Annotated in this window: 4 protein-coding genes; all 4 read left to right on the top strand. The window is 67.8% G+C overall.

Annotation, left to right across the window (positions count from 1 at the left end; translation table 11 throughout):
* The coding region (locus ACXJKR_RS21750; RefSeq protein WP_457324592.1) for a cellulase family glycosylhydrolase at window positions 1-528 on the top strand (528 nt) is incomplete at its 5' end.
* 116 nt (window positions 529-644) lie between these two features.
* The gene (locus tag ACXJKR_RS21745; protein WP_457324591.1) at window positions 645-2,837 is read left to right on the top strand and encodes an exo-alpha-sialidase; all 2,193 of its coding nucleotides are present in this window, start codon (window positions 645-647) and stop codon (window positions 2,835-2,837) included.
* A 5-nt stretch (window positions 2,838-2,842) separates the two neighbouring features.
* On the top strand, window positions 2,843-4,483 hold the full coding sequence (locus ACXJKR_RS21740) for an alpha-L-fucosidase (protein ID WP_457324590.1): 1,641 nt from the start codon (window positions 2,843-2,845) through the stop codon (window positions 4,481-4,483).
* A 29-nt stretch (window positions 4,484-4,512) separates the two neighbouring features.
* On the top strand, window positions 4,513-6,085 hold a 1,573-nt coding region (locus ACXJKR_RS21735; protein WP_457324589.1), incomplete at its 3' end, for an alpha-L-fucosidase.

Raw genomic sequence — 6,085 nt, 5'->3', positions numbered from 1 at the left:
GTGCGGGCCACGGGCGGCAACAACGCCAAGCGCCATCTCGTCGTGCAGGGCTTCAACACCAACATCGACTCGACCTACAACGGCTTCATCAAGCCGGCGGACTTGGCGACGAACCGGATGTTCCTGGARGTGCAYTTCTACGAYCCGTTCAACTTCGCGCTSAACGACAAGAGCRSSATCTGGCAGTGGGGTKCGATCGCGACCAAYCCGGCCGYRACCGARMCCTGGGCCMACGARGCSTACGTSGACGCRCAGTTCCAGAAGATGAAGTCCCGCTTCGTCGACGCCGGCATGCCSGTGCTGATGGGCGAGTACGGCGCCATCCTGARGWCCGAGTACGACCCGGCCGGCACYTACCGCACCTACTGGACCAAGTACGTGACCAAGTCSGCCTWCCAGCACGGCRTCGTGCCGGTGTGGTGGGACAACGGCTACGACGCCAACCACCAGTTCGGCCTGTTCAACCGCTCGACCGGCGCACAGTACTTCCCTGAACTGATCAAGGCCATCGTCGACAGCGCCAAGTGATCCGACGGCGCCCCGGCGCTGACACCGATGGCCGGGTCGTGCCTTGCGCGCACCGGCCTGCTTTCCCGCCGCAAGGCAACGCGCGCCGCGCTGACCGAATGAAGTTGATACCCACCATGACCCTCTGGCGCCTGCTGTTTGCCACCACGCTGACGCTGCTGGCCCCATTGACCCAGGCCCAGCCTTATCGCTGGGACAGCCTGGCCATCGGCGGTGGCGGCTATGTCGCGGCCATCGTGCCTAGCCAGACCGAGCGCGGCCTCATCTACGCCCGCACCGACGTCGGCGGCGCCTACCGCTGGGACGCCGCCAAGGCACACTGGACCTCGCTACTCGACGGCGTGTCCGAGGCCGACGTTGGCCTGCTCAGCGTGGACGCCCTGGCGCTCGACCCCAAGGACAGCGCGGTCCTCTACCTGCTGGCCGGGGTGCCCTACTTCAGCGGCGGCAAGACTGCGGTGCTGCGCTCCACCGACCGCGGCGCCACCTTCAGCCGCATCACCGACGTGAGCCACCTCTTCCGCGCCAACGGCAACGGCCTGGGCCGCAGCAACGGCGAAAAGATGCAGGTCGACCCGGGTGACGGCAAGGTGCTCTACGTCGGCTCGCGCGCCAACGGCCTGTTCAAGAGCCTTGACGCCGGCGCCAGCTTCAAGCGGGTCGACGCCTTGCCCGTGACCACCACGCCCAATGAGACCGGCATCAGCTTCGTGCTGCTGGACCCGACCAGCGTGGCGGGCGGCGTGGCGCAGCGGATCTTTGTGGGCGTGTCGCGCTTCGGCTCGGTCGGCCCCAACCTCTACCGCAGCGACGACGCCGGCGCCAGCTTCAAGCCGGTGGCCGAGGCGCCGTCGGCCTACATCCCACAGCGCGCGACGCTCGCCGGGGACGGCCATCTCTACATCACCTATGGCGACGGCTCAGGCCCGCATGGCGACTGGAAGAAGCTCGACCCGCCGGAGCCGCTGACGGCCGGCCAGGTCTGGAAATACAAGGTCGCCAGCGGCGGCTGGACCAACGTCACACCCAAGGGCATCAACCGGGCGTTCTCGGGCGTGTCGGTCGACCCGCGCAATGCGAAGCGGCTGGTCATCTCGACCATCAACACCTGGATGCCGCAAGGTGGCAAGAACGCTGGCGACCGCTTCTAYGTCACCAACGACGGTGGCAGCAACTGGACCGACGTGGTGGAACGAGGCTTCGCCATGGACACCAGCGGCGTCAGCTGGATCTCGGCCTATGCCATCCACTGGACGGGCTCCATCGAATTCGACCCCTTCGACACCCGCGCCGTCTGGGTCACCTCCGGCAACGGTGTGTTCCGCACGGCCGACATCGACGCCACGCCGGCCACGTGGACCTTCACCGTCAAGGGCCTGGAGGAAACCGTGCCCAACGTGGCCGTCAGCGTGCCGGGCGGCCCGCTGCTATCGGTGATCGCCGACTACGACGGCTTCCGCCACCAGAAGCTGGACGCCTTTGCGCCCATCCACGAACCCCGCCTGGGCTCGACCACCGGCCTCGCCGTCGCGGGCAGCAACACGGCGGTCGTCGTGCGCGTGGGCGGCAAGAAGATGTACCGCTCCGCCGACACCGCTGCCACCTGGACCGAAGTGGCCGGCATGCAGGGCGACTACGGCACGCTGGCGCTGTCGGCCGATGGCGCTGCGCTGCTGCACAGCTTCCGCCAGGCAGACGGCAGCAACCGCACTGTCCGCGCCGCCAACTTCACCGAGGCCAAGCCCGTGTGGACGGCGGTGCGCGGCCTGGAAGGCGCGCCGATGCGGCCGGCGGGCGACCCGGTGAACCCGGCCAAGTTCTACGCCTACGACCGCGGCACCGTGCGCGTCAGCACCGATGGCGGCGCCAGCTTCGCTGCCACCGCCACGCTGGCAGCCAATGGCTCATCGCTGGTGCGCGTGGCGCCGGGGCGCGAAGGTGATGTCTGGGTGGCCCTCAAGGCCGGCGGCCTGGCGCGCTCCACGGATGCCGGCCGCACGTTCACGACCCTTCCCAACGTCGCCAACTGCGGCGCGGTGGGCTTCGGCAAGGCCATGGCCAACGCCCCCTACCCCACCGTCTTCATCTGGGGCTCGCCCCAGGGCAAGCCACTGGGGGTGTATCGCTCCACCGACGCTGGCGGCAGCTGGCAGCGCATCAATGACGACGCCCACCAGTTCGGCGGCCCCGGCAACGGCGAGTTCGTCATGGGCGACATGAACGTCGAAGGCTTGGTCTACATGAGCACGGTGGGCCGCGGCATCGTCTACGGCCTGCCGGCGGGCGCTCCCCATTCACTCAAACCCTGAGCACCATGAGTCAACAACTTTCCCGCCGCGCACTGCTCCAGTCCTCCGCCGCCGTCATGGGCGCCGCCGGCCTGCCTGCCGCCCACGCAGCGCCCACTCCCTTCAAGCCGACATGGGACTCCCTCGTCGGCGGCTACCGCACGCCCGACTGGTTCCGCGACGCCAAGTTCGGCATCTGGGCGCACTGGACCGCGCAGTGCGTGCCCGAGGCGGGCGACTGGTATGCCCGCCACATGTACATCCAGGGCAGCGGGCAGTACGAGCACCACGTCAAGACCTACGGTCACCCGACCAAGGTCGGCTTTATGGAGATGAACAACCGCTGGAAGGCGGAGAACTGGGATCCTGAAGCGCTGATGGACCTGTACGCGAAGGCCGGTGCGAAGTACTTCGTCTCGCTCGCCAACCACCACGACAACTTCGACGCCTACGACTCGAAGTACCACCCGTGGAACTCGGTGCGCGTCGGTCCCAAGAAGGACATCGTCGGCACCTGGGCCAAGGCCGCCCGCGCCAGGGGCATGCGCTTCGGCGTCAGCAACCACTCGGCGCATGCCTGGCACTGGTTGCAGCCGGCCTATGGCTACGACGCGGAAGGGCCGCTGGCCGGCCAGCGCTATGACGCCTTCAACCTGAGCAAGGCCGACGGCAAGGGCAAATGGTGGGAAGGCCTGGACCCGCAGGACCTCTACACGGGCCGCAACATGGTGATGCCCGACGGCATCAAGACCACGCAGGCGGCCCACGACTGGCATGAGAAGCACGACCGCATCTGGGACGAGAACCCGCCGGCACAGAACCCCGCGTTCACGCGCCAATGGTTCCTGCGCTGCCGCGACCTGATCGACAGTTACCGGCCCGACCTCGTCTATTTCGACAACTCCCGCCTGCCGCTCGGCCAGGCTGGGCTGGACATCGCGGCGCACTACTACAACGCCAGCATGGCCTGGCACGGTGGCAAGCTGGAGGCCGTCCTCAACGCCAAGGAGATCCCGCCTGAATGGCGTGCGGGCATCGTCGAGGACGTCGAGCGCGGCCAGCGCGCCGGCATCGAGCCGTTGCCCTGGCAGACCGACACCTGCATCGGTGACTGGCACTACAACCGCGGTGTCTTCGAAGGCCATCACTACAAGTCGGCGGCCAGCGTCATCCATCGCCTGGTGGACATCGTCTCCAAGAACGGCAACCTGCTGCTGTCCATCCCGCTGCGCGGCGACGGCACCATCGACGCAGACGAGCGCAAGGTCCTGGAGGGCCTCGGCGAATGGATGGGCCGCAACGGCGAGGCCATCCATGGCACACGCCCGTGGCGCAGCTTCGGCGAGGGGCCGACGCAGATCGGCGGCGGCATGTTCAGCGAAAACCAGGTCAAGGACTTCACCGACCAGGACATCCGCTTCACCACCAAGGCCGGCGCCCTGTACGCCATCGGGCTGGCCTGGCCCAAGAACGGCGTCATGCGCATCGCCGCGCTGGCGCAGGACTCGGCGCTGGCGCGCGGCGTGATCGAGCGCATCGAAGCCGTGGGCTCCACCGACAGCCTGCCCTTCAAGCGCACGCCGCAAGGGCTGGAGGTGCGGCTGCCCGAGGGGCTGGCCGGCACGCCCGCGATCGCGCTGAAGGTGCGCGGCCCGGGCCTGGCATGAGCGGCCGCCCTTTTCACTGAAAACAAGCCATGACGCAGAAACTTTCCCGCCGCTCCCTGCTGCAGGCCACCGCCGCCACGATGGGCGGCGCCGGGCTGCCCGCCGCGCAAGCCGCCCCCGCCCCGTTCAAGCCGACCTGGGATTCCCTCGTCGACGGCTACCGCACGCCCGACTGGTTCCGCGATGCCAAGTTCGGCATCTGGGCGCACTGGAGCGCGCAATGCGTGCCCGAGAGGGGCGACTGGTATGCCCGCAACATGTACATGCAGGGCAGCGGGCAGTACGACCACCACGTCAAGACCTACGGCCACCCGACGAAGGTCGGCTTCATGGAGATGCAGAACCGCTGGAAGGGGGAGAACTRGAACCCCGAAGCGCTGATGGACCTGTACGTGAAGGCGGGTGCGAAGTACTTTGTCTCGCTCGCCAACCACCACGACAACTTCGACGCCTACGACTCGAAGTACCACGCATGGAACTCGGTGCGCGTCGGCCCCAAGAAGGACATCGTCGGCACCTGGGCCAAGCTGGCTCGCGCCAAGGGGCTGCGGTTCGGCGTCAGCAACCACTCGTCGCGTGCCTGGCACTGGTTGGCGCCTGCCTATGGCTACGACCCCGAAGGCCCACTGGCCGGCCAGCGCTACGACGCCTTCAACCTGACCAACGCTGACGGCAAGGGCAAATGGTGGGAAGGCCTGGACCCGCAGGACCTCTACACGGGGCCCAACAGAGTGATGCCCGACGGCATCAGCACCGTGGCCGCCGTCACCGAATGGCATAAGCGCAGTTACTACACCTGGAAAGACGTGGAGCCACCGAACAACCCGGCGTTCATTCGCCAGTGGTTCCTGCGCTGCCGCGACCTGATCGACAGCTACAAGCCCGACCTCGTCTACTTCGATAACTCTCACCTGCCGCTCGGCCAGGCCGGCCTGGACATCGCGGCGCACTACTACAACGCCAGCATGGCCTGGCACGGCAAGGTAGAGGCAGTCATCAACGCCAAGGAGCTCTCACCCGTAATGCGTGGCGGCGTGGTGGAGGACCTCGAGCGCGGCCAGCGCGCCGGCATCGAGCCGCTGCCCTGGCAGACCTGCACCTGCATCGGCGACTGGCACTACAACCGCGGCATCTTCGACGCTCACGGCTACAAKTCGGCCGCCAGCGTCATCCACCGCCTGGCGGACATCGTCTCCAAGAACGGCAACCTGCTGCTGTCCATCCCGCTGCGCGGCGACGGCACCATCGATGCCGACGAGCGCAAGGTCCTGGAAGACATCGCCGCCTGGATGGACCGCAACGGCGAGGCCATCCATGGCACGCGGCCGTGGCGCACCTTCGGCGAAGGGCCGACGAAGGTCGGTGGTGGGATGTTCAGCGAAGGCCAACTCAAGGGCTTCACCACCCAGGACATCCGTTTCACGACGAAGGCCGGCGCGCTCTACGCCATCGGGCTGGCGTGGCCGACGGACGGCGTCATGCGCATCGCCGCGCTGGCGCAAGACTCGGCGCTTGCTCCCGGCGCGATCGAGCGCGTCGAAGCCGTGGGCTCCACCGACAGCCTGCCGTTCAAGCGCACGCCGCAAGGGCTGGAGGTGCGGC

The sequence above is a fragment of the Roseateles sp. P5_E11 genome (genome assembly GCF_054049355.1).
This window is presented reverse-complemented; position numbering and strand designations above follow the sequence as displayed.

Excerpts from the sequence above, each read along its gene's own strand:
- ACXJKR_RS21740 (WP_457324590.1), top strand. The coding sequence starts at position 2,843 with ATGAGTCAACAACTTTCCCGCCGCGCACTGCTCCAGTCCTCCGCCGCC.